19 protein-coding genes and 1 pseudogene are annotated in these 24,686 nt (G+C 72.5%); 17 read left to right on the top strand and 3 right to left on the bottom strand.

What is annotated here, in order from left to right:
* The first annotated feature begins 55 nt into the window (after positions 1-55).
* Positions 56-1,981 (top strand): TIGR03960 family B12-binding radical SAM protein, encoded by a 1,926-nt coding sequence (locus tag H300_RS0104420; RefSeq protein ID WP_028426473.1) that lies wholly within the window; start codon positions 56-58, stop codon positions 1,979-1,981.
* A gap of 150 nt (positions 1,982-2,131) precedes the next feature.
* On the opposite strand, the pseudogene H300_RS24895 reads toward H300_RS0104420, so the two are convergent.
* Positions 2,132-3,280, bottom strand: a pseudogene (locus H300_RS24895) (IS3 family transposase).
* 125 nt (positions 3,281-3,405) lie between these two features.
* On the opposite strand from H300_RS24895, the gene H300_RS0104405 reads away from it, so the two are divergent.
* The 6 genes from H300_RS0104405 to obgE all read left to right on the top strand — a co-directional run bounded on the left by H300_RS0104405 (position 3,406) and on the right by obgE (position 11,577).
* Positions 3,406-3,972 (top strand): GNAT family N-acetyltransferase, encoded by a 567-nt coding sequence (locus H300_RS0104405; protein WP_028426471.1) that lies wholly within the window; start codon positions 3,406-3,408, stop codon positions 3,970-3,972.
* A gap of 253 nt (positions 3,973-4,225) precedes the next feature.
* Positions 4,226-4,993, top strand: coding sequence for a TIGR03936 family radical SAM-associated protein (locus H300_RS0104400; protein WP_028426470.1), 768 nt, complete (start codon positions 4,226-4,228; stop codon positions 4,991-4,993).
* A gap of 249 nt (positions 4,994-5,242) precedes the next feature.
* Complete coding sequence (locus H300_RS24890) at positions 5,243-9,169, top strand: Rne/Rng family ribonuclease (RefSeq protein WP_051269449.1); 3,927 nt, start codon at positions 5,243-5,245, stop codon at positions 9,167-9,169.
* A 250-nt stretch (positions 9,170-9,419) separates the two neighbouring features.
* On the top strand, positions 9,420-9,740 hold the full coding sequence (gene rplU, locus H300_RS0104390; RefSeq protein ID WP_028426469.1) for a 50S ribosomal protein L21: 321 nt from the start codon (positions 9,420-9,422) through the stop codon (positions 9,738-9,740).
* Between the two features lie 11 nt (positions 9,741-9,751).
* Positions 9,752-10,009, top strand: a complete 258-nt coding sequence (gene rpmA, locus H300_RS0104385; protein WP_028426468.1) for a 50S ribosomal protein L27 — start codon at positions 9,752-9,754, stop codon at positions 10,007-10,009.
* 125 nt (positions 10,010-10,134) lie between these two features.
* Positions 10,135-11,577 (top strand): GTPase ObgE, encoded by a 1,443-nt coding sequence (gene obgE, locus H300_RS0104380; RefSeq protein WP_028426467.1) that lies wholly within the window; start codon positions 10,135-10,137, stop codon positions 11,575-11,577.
* 146 nt (positions 11,578-11,723) lie between these two features.
* On the opposite strand, the gene H300_RS24880 is transcribed toward obgE, so the two are convergent.
* Complete coding sequence (locus H300_RS24880) at positions 11,724-13,826, bottom strand: membrane protein (RefSeq protein ID WP_037979087.1); 2,103 nt, start codon at positions 13,824-13,826, stop codon at positions 11,724-11,726.
* A 462-nt stretch (positions 13,827-14,288) separates the two neighbouring features.
* On the opposite strand from H300_RS24880, the gene proB reads away from it, so the two are divergent.
* From proB to H300_RS0104350, 5 genes are all read left to right on the top strand, one after another.
* On the top strand, positions 14,289-15,386 hold the full coding sequence (gene proB / locus H300_RS0104370; protein WP_028426466.1) for a glutamate 5-kinase: 1,098 nt from the start codon (positions 14,289-14,291) through the stop codon (positions 15,384-15,386).
* A 230-nt stretch (positions 15,387-15,616) separates the two neighbouring features.
* On the top strand, positions 15,617-16,069 hold the full coding sequence (locus H300_RS0104365) for a hypothetical protein (protein WP_028426465.1): 453 nt from the start codon (positions 15,617-15,619) through the stop codon (positions 16,067-16,069).
* A 99-nt stretch (positions 16,070-16,168) separates the two neighbouring features.
* Positions 16,169-17,446, top strand: coding sequence for a glutamate-5-semialdehyde dehydrogenase (locus H300_RS0104360; protein ID WP_028426464.1), 1,278 nt, complete (start codon positions 16,169-16,171; stop codon positions 17,444-17,446).
* Positions 17,447-17,556: 110 nt separating this feature from the next.
* Complete coding sequence (locus tag H300_RS0104355; protein ID WP_028426463.1) at positions 17,557-18,174, top strand: SCO2584 family spore wall biosynthesis protein; 618 nt, start codon at positions 17,557-17,559, stop codon at positions 18,172-18,174.
* A gap of 136 nt (positions 18,175-18,310) precedes the next feature.
* Positions 18,311-19,399, top strand: a complete 1,089-nt coding sequence (locus H300_RS0104350; protein ID WP_028426462.1) for an SCO2583 family membrane protein — start codon at positions 18,311-18,313, stop codon at positions 19,397-19,399.
* A gap of 81 nt (positions 19,400-19,480) precedes the next feature.
* On the opposite strand, the gene H300_RS0104345 is transcribed toward H300_RS0104350, so the two are convergent.
* Positions 19,481-20,608: a M48 family metallopeptidase gene (locus tag H300_RS0104345; protein WP_028426461.1), complete on the bottom strand. Its 1,128-nt coding sequence runs from the start codon at positions 20,606-20,608 to the stop codon at positions 19,481-19,483.
* A gap of 160 nt (positions 20,609-20,768) precedes the next feature.
* Between H300_RS0104345 and H300_RS31750 the strand changes: the two genes are divergently transcribed.
* The 5 genes from H300_RS31750 (at position 20,769) to H300_RS0104320 (ending at position 24,684) form a co-directional block, all read left to right on the top strand.
* Positions 20,769-20,930 (top strand): hypothetical protein, encoded by a 162-nt coding sequence (locus H300_RS31750; RefSeq protein ID WP_028426460.1) that lies wholly within the window; start codon positions 20,769-20,771, stop codon positions 20,928-20,930.
* Between the two features lie 43 nt (positions 20,931-20,973).
* Complete coding sequence (nadD, locus tag H300_RS0104335) at positions 20,974-21,597, top strand: nicotinate-nucleotide adenylyltransferase (protein WP_028426459.1); 624 nt, start codon at positions 20,974-20,976, stop codon at positions 21,595-21,597.
* 45 nt (positions 21,598-21,642) lie between these two features.
* Entirely contained in the window at positions 21,643-23,559 is a 1,917-nt protein-coding gene (locus H300_RS0104330) for an LCP family protein (RefSeq protein ID WP_028426458.1), read from the top strand.
* A 64-nt stretch (positions 23,560-23,623) separates the two neighbouring features.
* The gene (gene rsfS, locus H300_RS0104325) at positions 23,624-24,049 is read left to right on the top strand and encodes a ribosome silencing factor (protein ID WP_028426457.1); all 426 of its coding nucleotides are present in this window, start codon (positions 23,624-23,626) and stop codon (positions 24,047-24,049) included.
* Complete coding sequence (locus H300_RS0104320) at positions 24,046-24,684, top strand: histidine phosphatase family protein (protein WP_028426456.1); 639 nt, start codon at positions 24,046-24,048, stop codon at positions 24,682-24,684. The genes rsfS and H300_RS0104320 overlap by 4 nt, the downstream gene beginning before the upstream one ends.
* Positions 24,685-24,686 lie beyond the last annotated feature (2 nt).

Below are 24,686 nucleotides of genomic sequence, written 5' to 3'. Positions count from 1 at the left end.
AAGGAGTTACGCTGAATGGCCACCCGTGCACGTCGCCCCCATCCGAGGACATCCCATGCCAGTCGAGTCGGTCTTCCCGCGCCTGGAGGCCCTCCTCCCGCACGTACAGAAGCCGATCCAGTACGTCGGCGGAGAGCTCAACTCCACCGTGAAGGAGTGGGACGCCTGCGACGTCCGCTGGGCGCTGATGTATCCGGACGCCTACGAGGTCGGGTTGCCCAACCAGGGCGTCATGATCCTCTACGAGGTGCTGAACGAGAAGGAAGGCGTCCTCGCCGAACGCACCTACAGCGTGTGGCCCGACCTGGAGGCGCTGATGCGGGAGCACCGGCTCCCGCAGTTCACCGTGGACGCGCACCGCCCGGTCGGTGCCTTCGACGTCCTCGGCGTCTCCTTCTCCACCGAGCTGGGGTACACCAACCTGCTCACGGCCCTGGAGCTCTCCGACATCCCGATGGAGGCCAAGGACCGCACCGTCGACCACCCGATCGTGATGGCCGGCGGGCACGCCGCCTTCAACCCCGAGCCGATTGCGGACTTCATCGACTGTGCGGTGATCGGCGACGGCGAGCAGGCCGTCCTGGAGGTCACCGAGCTGATCCGCGCCTGGAAGGCCGAGGGGCGCCCCGGCGGCCGCGAGGAACTGCTCTTCCGGCTCGCCCGCACGGGCGGGGTCTACGTGCCCGGTTTCTACGATGTCGAGTACCTGCCGGACGGCCGCATCGGCCGGGTGGTGCCGAACCGCTCGGGCGTGCCGTGGCGGGTCTCCAAGCACACCGTGATGGACCTCGACGAGTGGCCGTACCCGAAGCAGCCGCTGGTTCCGCTGGCCGAGACGGTGCACGAGCGGATGTCCGTGGAGATCTTCCGCGGCTGCACCCGCGGCTGCCGGTTCTGCCAGGCGGGCATGATCACCCGCCCGGTGCGCGAGCGCTCGATCACCGGCATCGGCGACATGGTGGAGAAGGGGCTGAAGAACACCGGCTTCGAGGAGGTCGGGCTGCTCTCGCTCTCTTCCGCCGACCACAGCGAGATCGCCGACGTGGCCAAGGGCCTCGCGGACCGCTACGAAGAGGACAAGATCGGCCTCTCCCTGCCGTCCACCCGGGTCGACGCCTTCAACGTCGACCTCGCCAACGAGCTGACCCGCAACGGGCGGCGCTCCGGCCTTACCTTCGCCCCCGAGGGCGGCAGCGAGCGGATTCGGAAGGTCATCAACAAGATGGTCTCCGAGGAGGACCTGATCCGCACGGTGGCCACCGCGTTCGGCAACGGCTGGCGCCAGGTCAAGCTGTACTTCATGTGCGGCCTTCCGACCGAGACCGACGAGGACGTGCTCCAGATCGCCGACATGGCGACCCGGGTGATCGCCAAGGGCCGGGAGGTCTCCGGCTCCAACGACATCCGCTGCACCGTCTCGATCGGCGGGTTCGTCCCCAAGCCGCACACCCCCTTCCAGTGGGCGCCGCAGCTCAGCTCGGCCGACACCGACGCGCGGCTGGCCAAGCTCCGCGACCGTATCCGCGCGGACAAGAAGTACGGCCGTTCGATCGGCTTCCGATACCACGACGGCAAGCCCGGCATCGTCGAGGGTCTGCTCTCCCGCGGCGACCGCCGGCTCGGAGACGTCATCCGCGCGGTCCACGCCGCGGGCGGGCGCTTCGACGGCTGGCGCGAGTACTTCAGCTACGACCTGTGGAGGGAGTGCGCCGCCCGGGAACTGCCCGCCCACGGCGTGGACGCCGACTGGTACACCACCCGGGAGCGCGGCTACGAGGAGGTCCTGCCCTGGGACCACCTCGACTCCGGCCTGGACAAGGACTGGCTCTGGGAGGACTGGCAGGACTCCCTGGACGAGACCGAGGTCGAGGACTGCCGCTGGACCCCCTGCTTCGACTGCGGGGTGTGTCCCCAACTCGATACATGGCCACAAACAGGACCGACGGGCAAGAAGCTGCTCCCGCTTGAGGTCAAGAAGTAGCCGTGACCAGCGGCGATGCCGTCCAGAGGATGGCTGAGACGCTCGCTGGCATGAGCGAGGCGGAGCGTACCGAGATCCTTCGTGGGCTCGGGGTGAAGAAGCGGGAGCAAGCTTCCCGCCCTGTGTACCGTTCCGGTTTCGGTGGAGTCTTCAGCTTGTGGTTGTGACCTGGGGTTTCGTGGCCGTGAAGTAGTAGTGGGTCTCGTGTTCGGCGGTGGGATGTGCCCTATTTCACCGTGGAGCCGGCGGTGGCAGTACCAGTCGACCCATTCCGCGGTGGCCGGCTCGACCGGGGAGAGCGTCCTCCGGGGTCGTCCCGGTTTGATCAGCTCGGTCTTGAACAGGCCGATCGTGGACTCCATGAGGGCGTTGTCGTAGGCGTCGCCGACGGAGCCGATCGAGGCTGCGATGCCGGCGGCGTCCAGGTGCTCGGCGAGTCGGAAACTCGTGTGTTGCGAACCTTCGACAGGGCGGCGGACCAGCCGACGATCCGGCGGGAGAAGGTGTCCACGAGGAAGGCGACGTAGACCACTCCCGACCAGGTGCTGACGTGAGTGAAGTCGGCTACCCAGCAGCGGTTGGGGGCCGGCGCGACGACGTTGCGGTCCAGCAGGTCCGGTGCCCGCTCGACGCTGCCGTCCGGGATCGTGGTGATGACCTCCTTCCCACGGACGGCACCGGCGACGCCCGACTCGCGCATCAGGCGTTCGACGGTGCACCGGGCCACGAGGTGACCCTGGCGGTGCAGCTCACGCCAGACCTTCCTGGCCGCGTAGACACGGTAGTCGACCTCGAAGATCTGCTGGATGAGCGGCTTCAGCTCCGTGTCGCGGACGGTGCGGGCCGCCGGGGCCTGGAGGCGTTCGTGGTGGGCGTAGTCGGTGGAAGGGGCGATCTCGCAGTCGTGCTCGATGAGCACGCGGCAGATCGGCTCGACACCGCCGAAGCGGGCCCGGTGCTCGTCGATGAACGCTACGAGCGTGTGTGTGGCCGGTCGAGTTCGGCCGCGAAGAAACTCGCCGCAGCCTTCAAGATGTCGTTCGCCCGCTTCAGCTCGGCGATCTCCTTCTTCATCGCCTTGGTCTGCGCGGACTCCTCCGTGGTCGTCCCCGGCCGTTGCCCGGAGTCGACCTCGTCCCGCTGCACCCAGTTCCGCAGGGTCTCGGCCGACCCGATCCCGAGCTTCTGGGCGACCGTCCTCAAGGCGGCCGACTCGTTCGGATAGTCACCACGGACCTCGGCGACCATACGGACCCCTCGCTTGCGCAGCTCAGAGGGATAGAAGGAAGGGCGTGCCATGACTCAATCCTTCCACGGAATCGAGTCTCTACCGAACCCGGAACGGTTCAGCTCGGCCCTCCCGGGCCGAGCTGCCCCGCCGGGCAGTCGGCGGGGCAGCCCGGCAGGGGTGACATGCTGGGCCGATGCCCCAGCTCGTCGCACCCGTGGTCCGTGTCCGCACCTCGTTCGTCGTCGCGATGGCGGAGTTCGCGGCAGAGGGCCGGGGCGGCCCGGGGGACGTGTCCATGATCGGGTCGGACATCCGCCGGTACGGCGGCCGGTGGCACCGCCTCCCGGTGTTCGAGGAGTACGTCACCCGTACCCGGGCCGACGCGGACGAGGCCTCGCCGCGCCCGGCCGGCCACGTGCCCTCCACCACGCTCTGGTACGTCGAGGGGGACAGCTTCCTGGGCCGGATCTGCGTCCGTCACCGGCTGAACCCCGCGCTGCTGGAGTGGGGCGGCCTGGTCGGTTACGACATGCGCCCCACCGCGCGTCGCCGGGGCCACGCCACCGCCATGCTGCGGGCGGTGCTGCCGGTCGCCGCCGGGCTCGGACTGGAATCCGTGCTGGTCACCTGCGACCACGACAACACCGCCTCCCGCAAGGTCATCGAGGCCGGCGGAGGTGTATTCGAGGACCGCCGGGGGAAGAAGCTGCGGTACTGGATCGACGCCACCGCGGCGGGCCGCGGCCGGACCGGCGAGTAGTCTGGGTCGCAGGCCGGTCTCGCGCCGTCCGTCGTGCCGCACACGCCGCTCTCCCGCCGTTCGGCGGACCGGATCCGAGCGGGACGCGGGGCGCGGTTGGGGACCCCACCGACGCGCCCGCCCGCGGCCGCGGGTGGTGCGACCGGCCGCCGACATCCCCCGGGGGCGGGCGCAGACGCGGTCTCCGCTCCCCGAGCCAAGGAGAAGATCCCTGGGCAAGCGACAGCCCGAAGGCCCGCCGCCCGCGCCCGCGGTGCAGCGCATCCGACTGCGCTACACCAAGCGCGGCCGCCTTCGGTTCACCAGCCACCGCGATTTCCAGCGCGCTTTCGAGCGGGCGCTGCGCCGGGCCGCGGTCCCGATGGCGTACTCCGCCGGATTCACCCCGCACCCCAAGGTGTCCTACGCGAACGCCGCTCCGACCGGGACGGCCAGTGAGGCCGAGTACCTGGAGATCGCCGTCGCACGCAGGCAGGATCCGGAGCGGTTGCGCGCGGCCCTCGACGCGTCGATGCCGGACGGGCTCGACATCGTCGACGCCGTCGAGGCGACGACCGGGCAGTTCGCCGACCGGCTGACCGCTTCTGCCTGGGAGCTGCGGCTGCCCGGGGTGGACGTGGTCGCGGCCCGGACGGCGGTGGGCGCCTTCCTGGACGCGGAGTCCGTCGAGGTGCAGCGGCAGACGAAGAAGGGGCTGCGGACCTTCGACGCCCGTTCGGCGGTCGCCTCGCTCGACGTCCTCCCGGACCAGGACCCCCGGGGGTCGGCCGGGTCTGATGGGCCCGATGCGGTTCCCTGTGCGATACTGCGCCTGGTAGTGCGGCACCTGACACCTGCCGTACGACCCGACGACGTCCTGTCCGGCCTCCGAGCTGCGGCCGACCTGGCGCCGCCGGTCATCCCAGGGGTGACCAGGCTGGCGCAGGGGCCGCTCGATGAGGAGACCGGCACGGTGACCGATCCGCTGGCGCTCGACCGCGACGCAACCCTCGTCGCGACGGCACCCGGGTCCACCGCGTAGGGCCGGCGTCGCAGCGCCGCCGACGTGCCAGGCACCAGGGAGCCACCCGGGTACCGCCGTACGGCAGGCGTGTCGACCAGGAGACTTTTGCCGTAGCCGGGCCGGATGCCACGGAACCGGCGAGTGAGACAACAGCTCCCGTGCGGCGTCCGCGCCCCCTGGACTGCGGGACCGCGCACATGACGCGGCCTGCGGGTCGCAGGCGGGGACGGGGCGCCGAACCGGGAGCGTGACGGGAGAACCACCCGCATGCCCGAGCAGACTGACTCCGCAGCCGCGGAGAGCAACGACAACAGCAGTCCCAGCGGCAACCTGCCGCCGCGCCGTCGGCGGCGGGTGGCGTCCCGCCCGGCGGGGCCCCCCGCCGCAGGCGCGGCGGAGGCTTCCGAGGCGGTCACCGTCCAGGAGAGCGGGCCCGCCGCACCGGTGGACGAGCGGCCCGGGGGCGCCGAGGCCGCCGACGAGCCGTCGGCGGCGCCGGAGCGTCCGGCGCGCAGCCGTCGTCGCGCGACCCGCAGGACCGCTGCCCCGGCGCCTGCCGAGGCCGAGCCCGCCGCGGCCGCGCCTGCCGAGGTCGCGCAGGAGAGCGCCGCCGGGGCCGAGCCCCCGCAGCCGGCCGCCGAAGAGCCCGGAACGGAGGAGCCGCAGGCCGCGCCGGCCCGGTCCCGCCGCCGTGCCACCCGAGGTACGGGCGCTCCGGCGGACTCGCCGGTGGCGCCGCCGGTGGCTGTTTTCCAGGCCCCGGTGTTCACCGAGCCGATGTTCCAGACCCCGCAGAGCGCTGCCGCGGCGGCTGCCCGCCCGGTCGAGGCGGACGACGCGGACGAGGACGGCGGCGCCGAGGATACCGGCTTCGCCGGCACCGGCGGTTCGGCCGGGGGCGAGGACGACGAGTACGGCCGCGAGGCGGCCCGGCCGCGCCGCCGCAGGCGCCGCAAGGCGCAGGACGCCGGCTTCGGCGAGGAGGCGGATCGGGACGCCGAGGACGCCGACCGGGACAGTGCCGACGAGGGCGGCTACGCCGACGACCGCTCCGTTGCGGACGAGGAGGACGGCGACGGAGAGGACGGCCGCCCGTCCCGTCGCCGTCGGCGGGGCGGACGGCGCCGCCGCAGGGGCGAGAGCGCTGAGGACGGCGAGCAGAACGGCAGCGTGCCGCAGGACGCGGACCGCCGCGGAGACGAGGGCGAGCAGATCGAGGACGCGGCCGACGAGCGTTCCGGGGAGTCCGAGGACGCTGCGGAGCAGTCCTCCGGCTCGGGCGAGCAGCGGCGCGAGGAGGAGGGTGACGCGGAGGAGCCGGGCCACTCCTCCGCCAGTTCCCGGCGCCGGCGGCGCCGCCGCAGGCGCGGTGCGGACGGAGACGCCCCCGTCACGCGGAACGGCGGCACCGAGGACCCCGAGCGCACCGTGGTCAAGGTGCGCGAGCCGCGGAAGAAGAAGGACGAGCAGCCCTCCGACGAGGTGCAGTCCATCAAGGGCTCGACCCGCCTGGAGGCGAAGAAGCAGCGCCGCCGGGAAGGCCGGGAGCAGGGCCGTCGCCGGGTGCCGATCATCACCGAGGCCGAGTTCCTGGCCCGCCGGGAGGCGGTCAAGCGGGAGATGATTGTCCGGCAGAGCGGCGAGCGCACCCAGATCGGGGTGCTGGAGGACGATGTCCTCGTCGAGCACTTCGTCAACAAGGAGCAGGCGACCAGCTACGTCGGCAACGTCTACCTGGGCAAGGTGCAGAACGTCCTCCCGTCGATGGAGGCCGCCTTCGTGGACATCGGCAAGGGGCGCAACGCGGTGCTCTACGCCGGCGAGGTCAACTTCGACGCGCTCGGCCACTCCGGTGGTCCGCGGCGGATCGAGACGGCGCTGAAGTCCGGCCAGTCGGTCCTGGTGCAGGTCACGAAGGACCCGATCGGCCACAAGGGCGCCCGGCTCACCAGCCAGGTGTCGCTGCCGGGCCGGTACCTGGTCTACGTGCCCGAGGGGTCGATGACGGGAATCAGCCGCAAGCTGCCCGACACCGAACGGGCGCGGCTGAAGCAGATCCTGAAGAAGATCGTTCCCGAGGACGCGGGCGTCATCGTGCGGACCGCCGCGGAGGGCGCCAGCGAGGACGAGCTGGCCCGGGACGTCCAGCGGCTCCAGGCCCAGTGGGAGGACATCACCCGCAAGGCGCAGAAGGGCAACGCTCCGACGCTGCTGTACGGGGAGCCGGACATGACCGTCCGGGTGGTCCGCGACATCTTCAACGAGGACTTCACCAAGGTCGTGGTCAGCGGTGACGAGGCGTGGAGCACCATCCACGGCTATGTCGAGCACGTGGCCCCCGACCTGGCCGACCGGCTGACGAAGTGGACGTCCGACGTGGACGTGTTCGCCACCTACCGGATCGATGAGCAGCTGATGAAGGCGCTGGACCGCAAGGTCTGGCTGCCGAGCGGCGGCTCGCTGGTGATCGACCGGACCGAGGCGATGGTCGTGGTCGACGTCAACACCGGGAAGTTCACCGGTCAGGGCGGAAACCTGGAGGAGACGGTCACCAGGAACAACCTGGAGGCGGCCGAGGAGATCGTGCGCCAACTGCGGTTGCGCGACCTGGGCGGCATCATCGTGATCGACTTCATCGACATGGTGCTGGAGTCCAACCGGGACCTGGTCCTCCGGCGGCTGCTGGAGTGCCTGGGACGGGACCGGACCAAGCACCAGGTCGCCGAGGTCACTTCGCTGGGTCTGGTCCAGATGACCCGCAAGCGGGTCGGCCAGGGGCTGTTGGAGTCGTTCTCCGAGCCCTGCGTGCACTGCAACGGGCGTGGCCTGACGGTGCACATGGAGCAGGCGCACGCCAACGGCAGCGCCGGCAAGCGCGGCAAGAAGAAGGGCCGGGGCGGTCAGGGCGACGGTCCGGTCGAGCAGCAGCCGGATCCGGTCGAGGAGACCTCCGAGGTGGAGACGGCGGCGGAGGTGCAGGCCGGGGCGGCTGCACCGAAGGCGCTTCCGGAGCCGTCGTTCGTCCCGGACGAGGAGCTGTACAGCACGGCTGCCGAGGCCGAGGACGCCGCTCGTCGCGGTGGGCGGCGCCGCCGGGGCGGTCGCAAGGCCGGCTCGGCGGCGGGCCCGCCGCGGTCCGGCCAGGAGCCGGTCTCCGAGCCAGTAGCGGAGGAGCCGGCGGAACCGGTGGTCCGGGAGGCGGCGCAGGAGTCGGTTCCGGCGGAGCCCCGGACCGCTGTTCCGGCGGAGTCCGGGCAGCAGGCCGCCGCGGAGGTGGAGGTGCCGCCGGAGGCGGTTCCGGCCGCACCCGCACGGCGTCGCCGGGTGAGCCGCAAGGCCTCGGCCCCCGCGGGCCCGCCGAAGGCACCGGAGCAGGACGAGGCGGCGGTGACGGTGGTGGCCGCCGACCCGGTCGGCACCTCCGTGCCGGACGCAGCGGACGCGTCTGCGGCAGTGCCCGCGGGGCAGGCCTCTCCGGCCGGAGAGGCCTCCGCGCCGCAGGCCCCGGCACTGGAAGCCCCCGCGTCGGCGTCCGCACTGGCGGACGCCGGGTCCGCGGCTCCGGCCAGGAAGCGTCGGACCACGCGCAAGGCCTCGGCGCCGGCCGGTCCGCCCAAGGTCGCCGAGCAGGACGAGGCGGCGGTCACGGTGGTGGCGGCCGGTGAGCAGCCGGCGCAGGAGCCGCCCGCCGCCCCGGCGGAGGCGGCTGCGGCGCAGGAGCCCGTTGACGAGGCCGCCCCGCCGGCCCGTACGCGTCGGCGGGCGACGCGCCGGGTGTCGGCACCGGTGTCCTCGCCGAACGACGCCGAGCCGGCGGACATCGTCCTGCCGGCGGCGTCGGCGGACGCCCCTGCGCAGCAGTCCGACGGACCGGCCGACACCGCCGCCGACGTGCCGGACGCTGTCGGGGACGCCCCGGCGGAGGAGTCCGCACCGGCCAGGAAGACGGCCCGGAAGTCGGCGCGGAAGGCGACCGGGGAGCCGGCCGTCAAGGCGCCGGCGAAGAAGACGGCACCGGCGAAGAAGGCGGCGAAGAAGGCGCCGGCGAAGAAGACGGCCAAGGAGCCGGCATCGAAGGCGGCGAAGACGGCGAAGGCTGCCAAGGGCGCTGCCTCGGTGGTGAAGAAGTCGGCGAGGACCTCGGCTGCCGAACAGCCGGGCTCGCCGGGCGTCTCCGCTGCAACCGACGAGTGAGTCGGCGGCCCGCCGGACGGTTGTCCGGCGGGCCGCCCCGGTTTGACCCCCAGGTCAAGGCCGTCGTAATCTTTACCGTCGGCGTGTCATCGGGCACGCCGCGCTCCTGAGCACCTCCCTCCGGGCTCTCGCCGGGAGAGGCCGCTCAATCCCCTCGGATCGCCGCGGCGGTGTGATCGCTTCATCGCACCGTTTCGCGCTGGACGGCTGGCATCAGGAGCTCCGGACACAAGTGAGGGAGTGTTGTCGCGTGTACGCGATCGTGCGCACCGGCGGACGCCAGCAGAAGGTTGCTGTCGGCGACGTCATCGAGGTTGACCGTATTTCCACCAGCAAGGTCGGCGACACCGTCGCACTCTCGACTGTGCTGGTCGTGGACGGCGAAGCCGTCACCAGCGACCCGTGGGTGCTGGCCGGAGTGAAGGTCCAGGCCGAGGTCGTGGACCATCACAAGGGTGTCAAGATCGACATCCAGAAGTACAAGAACAAGACCGGTTACAAGAAGCGCATCGGTCACCGTCAGCTGCACACCGCGCTGAAGATCACCGGCATCGACTCCGCGGCGAAGTAAGGGACTGAGACATGGCACACAAGAAGGGCGCGTCGTCCACTCGGAACGGTCGCGATTCCAACGCCCAGCGGCTCGGCGTGAAGCGCTTCGGCGGTCAGCTCGTCAACGCCGGTGAGATCATCATCCGGCAGCGCGGCACCCACTTCCACCCGGGCTCGGGCGTCGGCCGCGGCGGCGACGACACCCTGTTCGCGCTGGACGCCGGTGCGGTGCAGTTCGGCACCCACCGCGGCCGCAAGGTCGTGAACATCGTCCCCGCAGGCGAGTAGTCAGCTTCGGGACCGACGCGGCATCTTTCCGAGGGCGGACCGCTTTCCCCGGGTGGGGAAGCAGGTTCCGCCCTCGGCGCGTTGTACCAGAGACACACCCATGCACCAGCCGGGAGGCGCCCGTCATGACCACCTTCGTGGACCGCGTCGAGCTGCACATCGCCGCGGGTAGCGGAGGCCACGGCTGCGCCTCCGTGCACCGGGAGAAGTTCAAGCCGCTGGGAGGTCCCGACGGCGGGAACGGCGGCCGGGGCGGCGACGTCGTCCTCGTCGTCGACCGCGACGTCACCACGCTCCTCGACTACCACCACAGCCCGCACCGCAGGGCGACCAACGGCAAGCCCGGCGAGGGCGGCAACCGGGTGGGCGCGGCCGGGCAGGACCTCGTCCTGCCCGTTCCGGACGGAACGGTCGTGCTGGACCGGGAGGGCGAGGTGCTCGCCGACCTGGTCGGCCAGGGCACCACCTTCGTCGCCGGCCAGGGCGGCCGGGGCGGGCTGGGCAACGCCGCGCTGGCCTCGGCACGCCGCAAGGCGCCCGGTTTCGCCCTGCTGGGCGAGCCCGGGAGCTCCCGCGACGTCGTGCTGGAGCTGAAGACCGTCGCCGACGTGGCGCTTGTCGGCTACCCCTCGGCGGGCAAGTCCTCGCTCATCTCGGTGCTCTCCGCTGCGAAGCCGAAGATCGCCGACTACCCCTTCACCACTCTCGTCCCCAACCTCGGTGTGGTGACAGCGGGTTCGACGGTGTTCACCATCGCCGACGTTCCCGGGCTGATTCCCGGCGCGAGCGACGGCAAGGGCCTGGGCCTGGAGTTCCTTCGGCACGTGGAACGCTGCTCGGTGCTCGTCCACGTGCTGGACTGCGCCACCCTGGAGTCCGACCGCGACCCCGTGTCCGACCTGGAGACCATCGAGGCCGAGCTCGCCCAGTACGGCGGTCTGGAGGACCGGCCGCGACTGGTCGCGCTCAACAAGGTGGACATTCCGGACGGCGAGGAGCTGGCCGAGATGGTCCGCGGCGACCTGGAGAGCCGCGGCTACCAGGTCTTCGAGCTGTCCGCGCTCTCCCGCCGGGGCCTCAAGGAGTTCTCCTTCGCCCTGGCCGCGATCGTCGCCGAGGCACGGGCGGCCAAGCCCGCCGAGGAGGCCACCCGTATCGTCATCCGGCCGCGTGCGGTGGACGACACCGGGTTCACCGTCACCCGGGAGGAGGAGAGCCTCTTCCGGGTGCGCGGCGAGAAGCCCGAGCGCTGGGTGCAGCAGACCGACTTCAACAACGACGAGGCGGTGGGCTACCTCGCCGACCGCCTCAACCGCCTCGGAGTCGAGGACGCGCTGATGAAGGCCGGCGCCCGGGAGGGCGACGGGGTGGCGATCGGCGCCGAGGAGAACGCGGTGGTCTTCGACTGGGAGCCCACCATGGCCGCCGGCGCGGAGATGCTCGGCCGCCGCGGTGAGGACCACCGGATGGAGGCACCGCGCCCGGCGGCCCAGCGCCGTCGCGACCGCGAGGCCGAGCGGACGGACGACTACCAGGCGGAGTACGAGAAGTTCGACCCGTTCGAGTGACGGCCGCCGCGAGCCGTCCCTGAGCGCGGGGAGCGGCTCGGGGAGACCCGCCGCAGCGCGGAGGCCCCCGCCTCGTCCGAGCCCGGAATCGGCTCTGACGAGGCGGGGGCCTCGGCCGTGTCCCCTGCGTCAGCGGGGCCCGGACGTCACCGGGTCAGCGAGTCCTCGGCCCGTTCCGACTCCTCGCCCTCCTCCTCGCGGAGGTCCTGCTGTCGCGTCTGGTCCTCCTCCCGCTGCACCGGCATCTCCTCGAACCGCTCGGCCACCCGCGCGTTGCGCGCATCGGCCTTCTCGCCGAGCGCGGCCACGGCCCGGCTGAACCGGGTGAGGGACGGCGGGTCGCTCGGACCGAGCAGCCGGCCCTTCAGCTCCGCGCGGTCGCCGACCCGGGTGTCCAGGGCGGGATCGCGCACCGAGCGCAGCATGTCCGCTACCCCTTCGCCCGTGGGGGCGAGGATGGTGGCCGCGCTCACCGTCGGAAAGCCCGCCCGGAACTCCTGCTCCGGCAGCCCGCTGGTGTTGGCCACCGCGTACGGCTTCTGGCTGATGAGGTAGTCGGAGACCACGCTGGAGACATCGCTGATCAGCAGGTCGGACCGGTTGAAGCAGGAGTAGATGCCGGGCCTCGGGCCTGTGACGACCTGGTGTTCCCACTCGGGTAGCGAGGCCCAGAACGCCGCGTCCCACTCGGCCTGCGCGGCGGCCACCGCGGCGGCCCGCCCCTCCTCGGGGGCGGTCTGGAGCATCATGCGCTCGGCCTCGTCGGCGCTGGCCCGGAATGAGCTGCTCACCATGGCGTCCAGAGCCCGCGCTCGGTCGGCCAGTTCGGCTGCGGCGGCCGAATCGGGCCGGACCCGCCCGGGCTCGGCCGCCCGGCGACCGTTGGCCTCGGCGATCATCGCCTGGATGCGCCGGTCCGCGGTCCCGGCCCGGGGATCGACCGAACCGGTCATCGGGTGCGGCTTGTACAACAGCCGTACCCCGGGGTCGGCCAGCAGCTCGCGGACGAGGTTCTCACCGGCCAGGATCACCGAGGTGTTGCCGGGGTCGCTGGTCCAGCCCTCCCAGGTCGGCGCGTAGAGCACGGTGGTGAACTCGCCCTCGGGGGGACCGGAGTAGAACTCGATCGGTGCCAGCTGCGGCCGTCCGACCTCGACCACGTCGTGGTCGTCGACCCCGATGTCCGCCAGCTGGTACCGCTCGCGGGCCGCCGCGCCGGCGACCCACACCTCGTCGTAGGCCTTGGCGTACGGGTTGCAGCTCGAGAGCTTGTCGCTCTCCCCGTGGTTGATGAACGTGTGCTTGATGGTCGGGATCCGCAGCACCTGGGAGGTCTTGCCCGAGTTGGCCGGGTGCAGCATCACCTTGAGCGCGGAATGCTCCAGCGACATCAGGTTCGCCACCTTGGGGATGCACACGACCGGGACGTCCGTCGCGTCGATCTTCTGCATCATGAACCGCTCGCGCAGCACGATCAGCGGCTTGTCCTCCAGCTCCGCCAGCGTGGAGAGCCACATGTTCGCCTGGTAGGCCGAACTGGCGCCACCGGAGAAGTACATCGCCGCGGTCGGCCGGTACTCGGCCAGCCACTCGTTCAACCAGGCGAGCACCCGCTGCTCGTCGGCCAGCCGCTTGCCCGGAAGCAGCCAGGTCCCCACGTAGAGGGTGCCGCCGACGAACAGCGCCAGGCTGCCGAAGACGCCGAACGCCGCCCAGAGCATCTCGTGGGTGCCCGCGGTGACCAGCAGTCCGGTGGTGGCCGGGATCATGAAGTGCAGCAGCCGCCGGCTGGGCTGGCGGGCCAGCACCCGCGGCGGGGCGGGGGAGAGCCGCAGCGCCGAGGCGTCCACATTGCGGGTGAGGATCGGCAGGGTGCGGTTGCGGCGGACGAGCACCGCGGTGGCCTGGCAGGCGAAGTGGGCGCCGTAGCAGCCGAGCAGGGCCAGGACCAGGGGCGCCTCGGCGAGCGGGTCGATGCCGGGCGTCTGGATGAGCCCGATCACCAGCAGCATGTCGCGCAGCAGTTGGCGGGTGGGCACGTCGAACCGCACCCCGCTGAGCAGGGCGAGCAGCCCGGGCTGGCGGTGGTGCAGGTACAGGTCGAGGGCGAGGCCCGCCGCGGAGGCGGTGATGAACAGGGCGGCGTGGGGCAGCAGCGCCCCGGCGAGCTGGGCGATGAAGAACACCAGCATGCCGAGCAGGGCGAAGAGCTGCCCCAGGCGGCGGGTGGCTGGGCCGGCGAATGGCACGGGCTGTGCTCCTGGCAGGAGGCGACGGACGGAGGAGGAACGGCCCGGGGGACGGGCCGGGTGACCACTGAACGTACGACGAAGTCGTCGGATGGGACAAAAAACGACGGGCCCGAACGCAGGACTCGTCACTTCGGGTGAACGCCGGGCCGCCCGGTGTTCCGGCCGGCGCGCCCGCGTCACCCCGGGTACGGGGGAGGGCGGCGGCGGTCCCGCGGGCGGGTTGCCGGACGCGCGGGTCCGGGCGTTCGGGCGGGCATGACAGGTCGAGAATAGCGGAACGGTTGTCAACTCCCGTGCGCCACGGCGCCCCGTCCGCTGTCCGGCGGGTGGACCGGGCGGGCGGCGGGTGGCCGGCTCACGTAGATTGCGGCGGGTGGCGGTCGGCGACGCGGAGCGCGGGAGCAGCGGGTGACAGCGGAGGGCTGGGTGCAGGCTCAAGGGCACGGACCGCGGGAGCGGGTGCGGGAGGCCGGGCGGATCGTCGTCAAGGTCGGGTCGTCCTCGCTGACCACCGCGGTCGGCGGCCTGGACGCGGACCGGGTCGACGCGCTGGTGGACGCGCTCGCCAAACAGACGGACCGGGAGATCGTGCTGGTCTCCTCCGGCGCCATCGCCGCCGGCCTGGCACCGCTCGGCCTGGCCGAGCGGCCCCGCGACCTGGCGCGCCAGCAGGCGGCCGCCAGCGTCGGCCAGGGGCTGCTGGTCGCCCGGTACACTGCCTCGTTCGCCCGGTACGGCCGCCGGGTGGGGCAGGTACTGCTCACCGCGCATGACACCAGCCGCCGCAGCCACTACCGCAACGCCTTCCGGACCCTGGAGCAGTTGCTGGTGATGGGCACCGTGCCGGTCGTCAACGAGAACGACACGGTGGCCACCGACGAAATCCGCTTCGGCGACAACGACCGGCTGGCCGCCCTGGTCGCCCACCTGGTCCGGGCCGACCTGCTCGTCCTGCTCTCCGACGTGGACGGCCTGTACGACGGCGACCCGGGCCTGTCCGGCTCCCGGCGGATCGCCGAGGTGCGCGGGGCTGCCGACCTGGCCGGTGTACCGCTGGGCAGTTCGGGGCCGGCGAAGGTCGGCACCGGCGGCATGGTGACGAAGGTGGAAGCGGCCAGGATCGCGGCCGGCGCCGGTGTCCCGGTCGTGCTGACCTCGGCGACGCGGGCGGCCGAGGCGCTGGCCGGCGGCCCCGTCGGCACCTGGTTCCACCCCACCGGCCGCCGCTCCACCGACCGGTTGCTGTGGCTCGCGCACGCCTCCGCCCCGCGCGGCGCCCTGGTGCTGGACGCGGGCGCGGTGGCAGCGGTCGTCGGTCGCCGCTCCTCTCTGCTGCCCGCCGGGATCGTCGCGGTCGAGGGCGGGTTCTCGGCGGGCGACCCGGTGGAACTGCGCGACCCCTCGGGACGGCCCGTCGCCCGGGGCCTCGTCAACTTCGACGCCAAGGAGATCCCCCAGTTGCTCGGCCGTTCGACCCGCGATCTCGCGAGGGAACTGGGGCCCGAGTACGAACGGGAGATCGTGCACCGCGACGACCTGGTGCTGCTCGAACCGTGACCGGAGCGTTTTGCCACGTCGGACGGGTGGCGCCCGGGGCCGGTGGCGCCGTGCGCGCCGTCGCGGCCCCGGCGCCGCCACTCCCCCGCCGTGTTCGGACACCGTCCGGCGGGCCGGTCGCGCAGCTGGCTTTCCACGGAAAGCTTCCGAAAAACGCCCACGCGACCGGGCGTGGGCTGGTCAACTTTGTTCCAGCAGGAAGCCCGGAGCGACACGTCAGGAGGCCGCCGGTGAGACGACTGGCCAGCGTCGGCATGGGGTCTCCCCAGCGGAGCGAGGGCCCGGAGGCCTTCCCGCAGAGCCGCTCGCCCCAGCCGCACAACGGACGGGAGCCGCACGGCGCGTCCCGGCTGTGGCACGTCACCCTCAGCGTGTCCGGCACGGAGGCGCCGCTCTCCAAGGTCCGGCGGTCGCTGGAGCAGCTCGCCCACGACCACCCCTTCCTGCTCACCAGCCGCTACGCCAACGACCACGCCGAGATCCGGTACTGGGAGGAGGCCAGGGACCTGCACGACGCCGCGGCGGTCGCGCTGCGGCTCTGGGGCGAGCACCGGGCCTCGGCGCAGCTTCCGCCCTGGGAAATCGTCGGGCTGGAGGTCGTCGACCGGTCCACGTACCACCAGCGAGTGGCAGAGGGGTACGGGCCGCCACCCGCCGTCTCCATGGGCGTCCACCCGTTCTGACGGCCCCCTTCCCGCGCAGTCGCGGACCTCGTCCCACGGTCGTCTCGACCGGTGGACCCGGCGGCGCCGGACGGCCCGCCGCTGGCTAGGCTTCCGCCCATGAGCAGCGCATCGCAGACCTCCCCCGTCGTGGACACCGCCCGCCGCGCCCGGAGCGCCGCCGTGGACCTGGCGCCGCTGCCGCGCACCGTCCGGGATGCCGCGCTGCTGGCGGTCGCGGACGCCCTGGTGGCCAGGTCCGACGAGATCACGGCGGCCAACGCCGAGGACGTCTCGAAGGCCGAGGCGGCCGGCACCCCGGCCGCGATCGTCGACCGGCTCACGCTCACCCCGGAGCGCATCGCGGCCATCGCGGCCGACGTCCGCCAGGTGGTGGCGCTGCCCGACCCGGTGGGCGAGGTGGTCCGCGGCTCCACTCTGCCGAACGGCCTGGAGCTGCGGCAGGTGCGGGTGCCGCTCGGTGTGGTGGGGATCGTCTACGAGGCCCGGCCCAACGTCACCGTGGACGCCGCCGCGCTGTGCCTGAAGTCCGGCAACGCGGTCCTGCTGCGCGGCTCCTCGTCCGCCTACGCCTCCAACACGGCCCTGGCCGCCGTGCTGCGCGACGCGATCGCCGCGGCCGGGCTGCCGGCCGACGCCGTGCAACTCGTTCCCGGGGAGAGCCGGGAGAGCGTCACGGAGCTGATGACGGCCCGCGGTCTGGTGGACGTGCTCATCCCGCGCGGCGGCGCCGCGCTCATCAAGGCGGTCGTCGAGGGGGCGACAGTGCCGGTGATCGAGACCGGGGTCGGCAACTGCCACGTCTACGTGGACGCGCACGCCGACCTCGACATGGCGCTCGACGTCCTCGTCGACTCCAAGGCCCAGCGGCCCAGCGTCTGCAACGCCGCCGAGACCGTGCTGGTGCACGCCGAGGTCGCCGACGCCTTCCTGCCGCGGGCGCTGCGCGCGCTGGAGAAGGCGGGCGTCACCGTGCACGGTGACGCCCGCTGGCAGCAGGCGGCCACCGGCGGGGCCGGTGTGGTCCTCCCGGCGCAGGAGGAGGACTGGGCGACCGAGTACCTCTCCTACGACATCGCCGCCGCGGTCGTGCCCGACCTGGACGCCGCCGTGGACCACATCCGCCGCTGGACCTCCGGCCACACCGAGGCCATCGTCACGTCCGACACCGCGGCCGCCCGCCGCTTCGTCGCGCGGGTCGACTCCACCGCGGTGATGGTCAACGCCTCCACCCGTTTCACCGACGGCGGCCAGTTCGGATTCGGCGCGGAGATCGGCATCTCCACCCAGAAGCTCCATGCCCGCGGCCCGATGGGGCTGCCGGAGCTGACCTCTACGAAGTACGTGGTCACCGGGGACGGCCACGTCCGCGGCTGAGCCGCCGTACCCGGCGCCCTCCCGTTCCGCGGCGGGGAATCCGCCCTTCCCCGCCGGTTGGACACCGCTTCCCCCTCCCCGAACCCTTCCCTCCGGTTTACGCTGGTTCCGTGCCGGACGATGTGGGAGGCAAGCCGTTCCCGGACGGCGAGGAGCCCGAGAGTCGCGACCACGGGTCGGCGAACGACGAGTTCGCCTCCGTGGTCTTCGACGAGGACTTCGTGCGGGCGGCCGCCGTGCACGAGCCGAGCGCCGTCGACCGGCTGCTCGCAGCGGCGCAGGCCAGGGCCGAGGCGGAGGCGCAGGCCTGGGAGGACAGCCACGGCGCCCGCTTCCCCGGGGCGGACCAGGAGCAGGACTCCTCCGGGCTGTACTGGACCCGTCGGCACGAGGACGGCTACGAGTACTCCCAGGAGACCGACGAGGCCTACCGCTCCGAGTACGGCGACGACGAGTACGACCGGGCCGACTGGGAGCGGGGCGGCCCGCTGCCGCGCCGGGGCCTCGTGCGCTGGCAGCGCCCGGTGGCCTGGGTGCTGGCCGTGGTGATGGGCGTCGGCGTGGTGGCCATGGCGTTCGCGGCGGTCCAGCGGGGTGCCTCGGGCCAGCGTGACGACCCCTCGCCGCCGCCGGCCACCAGCGAGCAGGACACCACGGTGAACGGCTCCGACGGCCCGCTCCCCGCGGAGTCCCGGACGCCTGCCGTCGACCGGGCGATCGTGGGCTGAGCGAAGCGGCGAGGCGGCCGCCGGGCGACTGCGCGGCCGCGGCCCGGCGACCGTCGGACGCACCTTGTCGGCACCGCTTCGCACTTGCCGGGCCGGGGCGCGTTTACGGTCCCCCCGAGGTGCCTACTCTGTTCATATGACCGGGCGTGGCAACCCTCCCGAGCGGACACCGGCGGGAGGCAGTGACGACGACGAGTTCCGCACCACCGTCTTCGACGAGAGCTTCGTGCGCGGGGCCCACCTCCAGGAGTGCTCCGCCGAGGAGCGCCTGGAGGACTCCGACACGCCGGTGCGTAACCTGCCGCCCCCCTTCGAGGAGCCGTCGCCCTCCGCGCGGCGCCCGTCCGGGCAGGGCATGGTCTTGATGCTGCTGATCGTGCTCGCCTTCGGCGCCGCGATCTGGATGGGGACGACGGCCCCGCCGCAGCAGCCGGAGCCCCCGCGAGCCCAGGCCCCGCGGGCCACCGTGCTGCCGCTCACGCCGCGCGGGGAGGTGCCGGGCGGCCGGCCTGACGACCTCTTCCGCCGCAGCCCGGCTGCCGGGTTCGCGGTCGGTGCCGAGGGCATCACGCTGCCGCCCGCCCGCGGCACCAGCAGCTTCACCAGCCAGCAGATCATGACGGCGCTCACGCTCGCGAAGAACTACGTCACCGCGTCCTCGCTGGACCCCGAGGTGCTCACCGGCGGTGTCACCGCTCCCGTCCGCGGGATGCTGGTCCCCGGCCAGCGCCCGCTGTTCGACCGCAGTCTGGGAGCGGCGGAGCCGGACAGCGGCCACGCCGCGTCGGCGTGGCTGGTGCGTTTCGACGCGGAGCGGGTGGAGCTGGCCGGCCAGGCGCCGCGCGTCCGGGGAACCCTGACCGTCAGCGAGGTCCCGGGCGATGCGCTGGAGGTCACCGCCGACCACGTGCTCGTCTACGCGCTGCGGCCCGCCGGAGCGCCGGAGAGTGCTGACACCTCGCTGTTCACCGTCCACCGCGAGCTGCTGCTGCACTTCGCGCGCGCGGATCTGGTGGACCGCAGGGTGGCGGTCGGGAACAGCACCACCGAGGCCGGACCGCTCGCCTGCGGGACGGGGTCGCTCGACCGGCTACGGCCGCTCTTGGCAGGGGAGGACGCCGGCCGGGAGAGCGCGGCCGGTACCGATCCCTACAGCGCGGAGAGCGGTGGCGCCACCGCCCCGTGCGGGGTGCTGGCGGACTCCGCGCAACCCGGGCCGCCGTGACCCGTCCGGCGGGCGGACGCTCCGGGGAACCAGTGACGTCCGCCCGCCGGACGGGCCGCGGCAGCCCGCGCGGAGCCGGGTTCAGCCCGCGGGGCCGCCGGAGGTGCTTCCGGTACCGGTGCCGTTCCCGGAGCCGTCGTCCTGCTGCCGCCGGCTGGAGCCGTCGTCCTGCTGCCGCCGGCTGGAGCCGGCAGCGAAGTCGCGCAACTTGCCGCCGAACTCGCCGGCACCCCCCGCGAGGTCCCTGACCAGACCCATCAGGGGGTCCTTGCTCGACTTGACCGAATCGGCGTAGTGCCCGGCCGACTGGCGGAAGGAGTCGGACATCGAGGTGTCCTTGTCCTCCGAACGGCGAGGGTAGTGCCCCTCCATCAGCCGCTGGTAGTCGCGGCTCGCCTCCCACTTCTTCAGCTCGGCCGCCCGGACGGTGGTGAACGGATGGCTGCGCGGCAGCACGTTGAGGATCTTCAGCACCGAGTCGCGCAGGTCGCCGCCCGCCTCGTACTCGTCGGCCTGGGCGAGGAAGGCGTCGACGTTCATCTCGTGCAGGTGGTTGCCGCCCGCGATCTTCATCAGGCCGCGCATCGACGCCTGGAGGTCCTGGCCCACGAGGAGCCCGGCCCGGTCGGCGGACAGCTCCGACTTCCGGAACCACTCGCGGAGCGCCGTCACCAGCGCCATGATCGCCACGTTGCCCAACGGGATCCAGGCGACCTTGAGCGCGATACTCGTGAGGAAGAGCAGGATCGTGCGGTAGACGGCGTGGCCGGACAGCGCGTGCCCCACCTCGTGGCCCACTACGGCCTGCATCTCCTCCTCGTCCAGCAACTCCACCAGCCCTGTGGTGACCACGATGATCGGCTCGTCCATACCGATGCACATCGCGTTCGGCTTGGGGTCCTGCGTGACGTACATCGGCGGGACCTTCTCCAGGTCCAGGATGTAGCAGGCGTCCCGCAGCATGTCGTTCAGGTGGGCGAACTGCTGGTCGCCCACCCGTACCGAATCGGAGAGGAAGAGCAGGCGCAGGCTGCGCTCCGGAAGCAGCCCGCTGAGCGTCTTGAAAACGGTGTCGAACCCGCTCAGCTTCCGCAGCGCCACGAGAGCGCTGCGGTCCGCGGGATGTTCGTAGGCCCGGGAGGAGATTCCCGGGAAACGGCGCCGGTCACGGCCCGGCAGATGCTCGCTGCTGCCACTGCTGTCGCTCATATGGCCCCCTTACGGGTCTTCATCTCGGCCCGTCCCCCTTGGTTGCCCACGTCGGGTCTGCGTCCAGACTACGGGTGGCCGCGCCGAGTCGCACCGACCAGGTCCGCTTACCATGTGGACGACTCGTCGCCAGCCCAGCCAGTGGATAGGTTCGAAGAAGATGACTTTCGCCCATTCCGTGCACATCCTCCAGCAGCTCGCCGAGACGGGCGAGCACGGCGGAGCGCACGCCAGCCTGAACCCGTACTTCATCGGCGGCGCCACCCTGCTGGGATTGCTCGCACTGCTGTGGATCACCACCCGATTCAACCGGGACCGCTGAGCGGGGGATCGGCCGGTCGCGGGAGCGGTTAGGGTCAGCACGCATGGAAGAGCGCACAAGGGTCGGCGGGTCCGCCTCGGGCAAGCGGCGGCTCGGTGTCATGGGCGGAACGTTCGACCCGATCCACCACGGGCACCTGGTGGCCGCCAGTGAGGTGGCGGTCAGGTTCGCACTCGACGAGGTGGTCTTCGTACCGACGGGGCAGCCGTGGCAGAAGAGCCACCAGCGGGTGTCGTCGGCGGAGGACCGTTACCTCATGACGGTCATCGCCACCGCTTCCAACCCCCAGTTCTCGGTCAGCCGCATCGACATCGACCGAGGCGGCCGGACCTACACCAACGACACCCTGCGGGACCTGCGCGCGCAGCAGCCGGATGCAGACCTGTTCTTCATCACCGGTGCCGACGCGTTGAACCAGATCCTCACCTGGCGCAACGCCGAGGAGCTCTTCTCGCTCGCGCACTTCATCGGCGTCACCCGCCCCGGGCACCACCTCACCGACCCGGGCCTCCCGGACGGCGGGGTGTCCCTGGTCGAGGTGCCGGCGCTGGCGATCTCCTCGACCGACTGCCGCGCCCGGGTGGCGTCGGGAGATCCGGTCTGGTACCTGGTGCCGGACGGGGTGGTGCGCTACATCAACAAGCGCCAGTTGTACCGGGACGCTTAAGGCACGGGGTCAGAGCTCAGGCACTGGGTTGGAGGGGCGGCAGTCGTGAACGATCCACAGGACCCGTACGGGGAGCAGCGGTTCTACGGCTACGACGAGTACGGGCGGCCGGTCTACCACGACCCGTACGCCGGCTACGACCCGTACGCCGGCTACGACCCGTACGCCGGGCAGGCCCCGCTGCAGGGCCTCGCGGGCGGCGGCCAGGAGTACGGCCGCGGATACGGCTACGACGAGGCGTACGGCCGGCAGGGCGACCCGTACCAGCAGTACGGCCAGGGAGCCGCAGGCGCGCCGCCCCCCGCCGGGGATCCCTACGCGTACGGGACGCCCGGCGACTCGTACGCCGGTTCCGGCGTCCCGCAGGGCGGCTACGGCCCCACCGACGGCTACCCGCAGCAGGGGCAGTACCCGCCGCAGGACACGTACGGCGGCCACCTCCCGCAGGCCGGGACGGACCCGGCCGGCTACGGCGCGGCCTCGGCGCCGTACGCCGCCGACCGGTCCGCGCAGCAGACGGCGCAGCAGGCAGCCCCGCAGTGGGTGCCGCAGCAGGGCCAGTACGCCGCGTACGAGCGCGATCCGGCGCAGCCGCCCGGGGCGTCGGCCCCCTCCACCGAGGTGCCCGGGCAGACCCGGCGGCCGGCGCCGGAGGGCGCTGCTCCGCGCGGGGGCGAAGCCGCGGCGCGGAGCAGCGCGGCCGGTGAGGAGTACCGGACCGAGGAGTTCTCCTTCATCGAGGAGGAGGACGAGGAGTCCGAGGACGTCATCGACTGGCTGAAGTTCTCCGAGAGCCGCACCGAGCGGCGCGAGGAGGCCAAGCGGCGCGGCCGGAACCGTGTGGTCGCGCTCGTCGCGGTCCTGGTCCTCGCCCTCGCCGGAGGGGTGGGCTACCTCTGGTGGGCGGGCATGATCCCCGGCTTCGCCCCCGGGGACAGCTCGGCCACCGGTGCCGGAACCGCCGAGAAGCGGGACGTCATCGTCGTCCACCTCCGGGACATCGACTCCGGGGACATCACCACCGCGCTGCTGGTGAACAACGAGAAGGCGGGGGAGGGGACCACCGTGCTCCTGCCCAACTCGCTCGCGATCTCCACCGGGGACGGCGTCACCACCACCCTGGGAAAGGCCTTCTCGGCCGACGGGGCCGGCGCCACCCGCAACGCCCTGGACACCCTGCTCGGTTCGCAGATCACGGGTACCTGGCGGCTGGACACCCCGTACCTGGAGAACCTGGTCGAGTCGGTCGGCGGGATCACCCTCGACGCCGACGCGACCGTGCCGGCCGAGAAGAAGGACGCGGACCCGCTCGTGCGCGAGGGCGCGGACCGCGATCTGGACGGACCCGCGGCCGTCGCGTATGCGGTGCACCGGGAGGGCGAGGAGGAGCAGACCGCGCAGCTCGCCCGATTCGGGCAGGTCGTGGGAGCGGTGCTCAAGAAGCTCTCCAGCGACACGGCGGCGGCCACCAGCACAGTGGAGTCGCTCGGCCAGATCCCCGACCCCTCGCTCTCCGACGCGCAGTTGGGCGCGGCGCTCGCGCTGCTCGCCGAGCACGCCAAGAACGGCGACCACACCACCGAGCTGCTCCCGGTGGAGGCGAACGGCACCCTCAGCGGCAAGACCTCCGAGGGGCTGGTCAAGCAGGTCCTCGGCAGCACCGTGACCAACTCCGACCCGGACGCCGCGGTGCGGGTGAGTGTGCGGAACGCCACCGGCGACGCCGACGTGTCCGGCACGGTGCGTGCCGCACTGGTGAACGGCGGCTACACGGTGGTGCAGGCGGCAGCCGCGGACAGCACCGCGGAGACCAGCACGGTGACCTACGGCGACGAGGCGGACGCGGAGCAGGCGGTGGAGGTCGCCAAGACGCTCGGCCTGCCGGAGGAGAGCGTGGAGAAGGGCGAGGGCGCGGCGAACGCCGACGTCACCGTGGTGCTGGGCGCGGACCACGAGGGCTGACGGGCCCGCCGCCCGCGCATGAGATCCTGGCCGGGTACCCGACCGACTACCGAAAGCCTCACCTGTGACCGTCACCGACCGCTCCACCGAGCTGATCACCGCCGCCGCCCAGGCGGCCGCCGACAAGCTCGCGCACGACATCGTCGCCTACGACGTGAGCGACGTCCTCGCCATCACCGACGCCTTCCTGCTGGCCTCGGCGCCCAACGATCGCCAGGTCAAGGCCGTCGTCGACGGGATCGAGGAACACCTGCAGAAGGAGCTCGGCGCCAAGCCGGTCCGCCGTGAGGGCGAACGCGACGGCCGCTGGGTGCTGTTGGACTACATCGACATCGTGGTGCACGTCCAGCACACCGAGGAGCGCCTCTTCTACGCCCTGGAGCGGCTGTGGAAGGACTGCCCCGAGCTGGAGCTGCCCGAGGACGCGAAGGCGACCCGCGGCCGTACCGCGGAAGCCGCCGACGAGGCCGGTGAGGGGGAGCAGCCATGAGCCGCGGCCGCCGGGTCGTGCTGTGGCGGCACGGCCAGACCGCCTGGAACCTGGAGCGCCGCTTCCAGGGGTCGACGGACATCCCGCTCACCGCGGAGGGCCTCAACCAGGCGCGTCGGGCCGCCCGGCTGCTCGCCGGGCTCAGGCCCGACGCCGTCGTCGCCTCGGACCTGCAGCGCACCCGCGCCACGGCCGCTGAGCTCGCGGCGGTCACCGGACTGGAAGTGGAGCACTACGAGGCGCTCCGCGAGACCTACGCCGGTGCCTGGCAGGGGCTGACCCACGAGGAGATCCTGGCCGCGCACGGCGAGCAGTACGCCGCCTGGAAGCGCGGCGAGGCCGTGCGCAGGGGCGGTGGCGAGCTGGAGACAGAGGTCGCCGACCGCGCGGCGCCGGTCGTCGAGGGGGCGGCGGACAAGCTTCCCGACGGCGGCACCCTGGTGGTGGTCAGCCACGGCGGCACGATCCGTACGACGATCGGGCGGCTGCTGGGTCTCGACTCCGGCGCCTGGGAGGCGCTGGGCGGGTTGTCCAACTGCTGCTGGTCGGTGCTGGGGGAGGGCGCCAGGGGCTGGCGGCTGCTGGAGCACAACGCCGGCACGCTCCCGGAGCCGGTGCTCGGCGACGACACCTGAGC

It is taken from the genome of Streptomyces sp. TAA040, assembly GCF_000424845.1.
This window is presented reverse-complemented; position numbering and strand designations above follow the sequence as displayed.

Bases quoted from the DNA above. Each gene is read 5' to 3' on its own strand.
- nadD (WP_028426459.1), top strand. From the start codon at position 20,974: ATGGAAGAGCGCACAAGGGTCGGCGGGTCCGCCTCGGGCAAGCGGCGG.
- obgE (WP_028426467.1), top strand. From the start codon at position 10,135: ATGACCACCTTCGTGGACCGCGTCGAGCTGCACATCGCCGCGGGTAGC.
- rpmA (WP_028426468.1), top strand. From the start codon at position 9,752: ATGGCACACAAGAAGGGCGCGTCGTCCACTCGGAACGGTCGCGATTCC.
- H300_RS0104350 (WP_028426462.1), top strand. From the start codon at position 18,311: ATGACCGGGCGTGGCAACCCTCCCGAGCGGACACCGGCGGGAGGCAGT.
- H300_RS0104345 (WP_028426461.1), bottom strand. From the start codon at position 20,608: ATGAGCGACAGCAGTGGCAGCAGCGAGCATCTGCCGGGCCGTGACCGG.
- H300_RS31750 (WP_028426460.1), top strand. From the start codon at position 20,769: ATGACTTTCGCCCATTCCGTGCACATCCTCCAGCAGCTCGCCGAGACG.
- H300_RS24890 (WP_051269449.1), top strand. From the start codon at position 5,243: ATGCCCGAGCAGACTGACTCCGCAGCCGCGGAGAGCAACGACAACAGC.
- H300_RS0104320 (WP_028426456.1), top strand. From the start codon at position 24,046: ATGAGCCGCGGCCGCCGGGTCGTGCTGTGGCGGCACGGCCAGACCGCC.
- H300_RS0104360 (WP_028426464.1), top strand. From the start codon at position 16,169: ATGAGCAGCGCATCGCAGACCTCCCCCGTCGTGGACACCGCCCGCCGC.
- H300_RS0104405 (WP_028426471.1), top strand. From the start codon at position 3,406: ATGCCCCAGCTCGTCGCACCCGTGGTCCGTGTCCGCACCTCGTTCGTC.
- H300_RS0104420 (WP_028426473.1), top strand. From the start codon at position 56: ATGCCAGTCGAGTCGGTCTTCCCGCGCCTGGAGGCCCTCCTCCCGCAC.